This is a genomic window from Vibrio ichthyoenteri ATCC 700023, from assembly GCF_000222605.1.
Lineage (GTDB): Bacteria > Pseudomonadota > Gammaproteobacteria > Enterobacterales > Vibrionaceae > Vibrio > Vibrio ichthyoenteri.
Genome location: NZ_AFWF01000002.1, coordinates 1 through 2196 on the forward strand (window position 1 = coordinate 1; position 2196 = coordinate 2196).

At 36.9% G+C, this 2196-nt stretch carries 2 protein-coding genes; both read right to left on the reverse strand.

Translation table 11 applies throughout. From position 1 onward, the window contains the following. A partial coding sequence (tssB, locus tag RH85_RS00020; RefSeq protein ID WP_006710110.1) for a type VI secretion system contractile sheath small subunit occupies nucleotides 1–343 on the reverse strand: 343 nt, incomplete at its 3' end. A 331-nt stretch (nucleotides 344–674) separates the two neighbouring features. Beyond that, entirely contained in the window at nucleotides 675–1745 is a 1071-nt protein-coding gene (locus tag RH85_RS00025; protein WP_241210340.1) for an SEL1-like repeat protein, read from the reverse strand. Nucleotides 1746–2196: the final 451 nt, after the last annotated feature.

A 2196-nucleotide genomic window follows, 5' to 3' on the forward strand; every position in this document is an offset into this window, starting at 1 on the left:
GATTTAATTCTGGAACTTGTGTAGCGACGGCATCTGGTGAGAAGTCAGCCAATGATTTAAAACTCAACTCTATCGGTAACTCCGCATTTTCATCATCACTTAATTTATTTGCGACGGTAGTTGAGATTTTCAAATTACTCTCACGCATCACCGCTTCAAAATTATTCTTGTCGACTGAAACTGATTCTCTCTCTTCAAGCGGAGTTTCTTCTGCATGGCCTTTAAAGTCTCCAACCACAAGGGTTTTAAGAGGCAATTCTATTTCGGCCTGAGCATCACCCGTCGATGGGATATATTTGATATTAACGCGCTCTTTAGGCGCAACGCTTCCTTCTTTGGACATTTAAGCCTCCAATCCTTATACCAACCTAATGTTTTAACGCTTATTAAAACAAACAACATAAACTGAAATAAACGTGCCAATGCCAATTTAAAGTAAAAACAACCAATCTTAATCTTTTGACATAAAACACAATTAGCCACGTAACAATAAAATTACACCCGCTAACTTTGATTTATTTATATTTGTATCACCAACAGGATGTTTTGTTATTTTTTAAACCAACAAAAACTGACCGCACACTATATTTCTTTATTTATATAATAAATATCAAATTTCACAAAACATGATCTTAAGCCAAAAAATCAAGTTTATTTACCGCCAACCCTCGCCACTATTGAATATCCCATAAAAGATCATGGTTATAGAAAACTGTCGTATTCTTATATTTGAGATAAATCTCTGTAGCTTGTTTCTTTTCTTCGGCGCTTATCGTTCCAGAAATAGATTCCTCGTCCATTGCCAATGAAGAATAAAGCGATTTCATTCGTTCCTGACCAGCGGCAGATAAATATAAGTCTATGTATGCTTTTGCTTTCACCTTATCTACAGCGATAAAATCATACATGGCACTTTGACCTAGTAGAATTTTTGACATCACAGCCAGTGATTTGATGTCCCCGCTTTCAAGAGCTTGAACACGCCATTGATATGCGTCTTCAAATCGCCCACGCGCTTCTAACACGTCAATGTAGCGCTTTATCGCTGGAATATATTTGGTTTCAGCGGCCCTCAGATAAAGCGCTTCTTCCTCTGCAGAATAGGTTTTTGACGTTAACAAGCCACCTTCTGATTCTGCCATACTGGCAGCCCTATCCATCATTGCCTTAGGATGATTAAAATCGATCGCTTTATCTAAATAATAAGTCGACAAGGCATCATCACTGTCTTTATGAAAGTGCGCCAACTCATACATTGCTTGAGCTGGATAATCACGCCCAAGTAAAATGACACTGTTGAAATACTGCGACTTCCAATAACTAATATCTATTGGCCTCAACCAGTTAGCTTGTGTATATAGCTGATGCATGGCGCGTCTGTTACCCAATTCAGCTGCCTTAACCAAATACTGCCTTGCCTCCAATGGGGTTCTCATTGTGGTTTTGTAATTCGCAATTTCCATTGCGTACAAAAATGAGGCTGCTCCATTTTGTTTTTCTGCTGCATGTTTTAGATAAGGTCGAGATTCAATGTTTTTATACTGAGCTCTCATTATTTGGCCCTTCTCTAAAGCTCTTTCTGCTGTCATTTCACTTATTTCATAGTCACTTGTAGCAGCTAAAGCGACGGGGCTAGTGAACGATAACAACACACAAATAGCGCCTATTTTACTCCCCATATGAAAGACTTTCCTTTGACATGAAACACAATTACCTTGATAGAACATATGCTTACCTATCCACATCGATTCTTCATATTATTTAATTGGCATGATGCTACACATAGCCAATTGATATTAGCGAACGTATAAATCATCTCACTACCGCTAACTTTAATACTGACATTTACATCAACAAATAAGCTTCACCATTGATGTACTTATTAAAAATCACAGCCATAAATACGCACTGCAACTTCCGCAATATTATTACCGATGACAAGGTATAGAGTCGCGACGCACATGGGAAAAAAATTTTAATTAATGAGATGTTTTTTGATGCAAGATCACATGCGCATGTAAATAACAAACATATAGATACGAGCTCATTAATATTCTGTCATGAAATTGATAATTCTCTGACATTAAAGAATGGAAAGATGAATCATCCTATTAAAACGTTATATGGGTTCATTTAAATAGGCAATAAATGTAAAACAAACCTTAGTATCAAGTTTGAAGTGCGACAAATTCTATA

Coding starts and splice junctions, on each gene's coding strand:
- RH85_RS00025 (WP_241210340.1), bottom strand. CDS start 1,745: ATGTGGATAGGTAAGCATATGTTCTATCAAGGTAATTGTGTTTCATGT.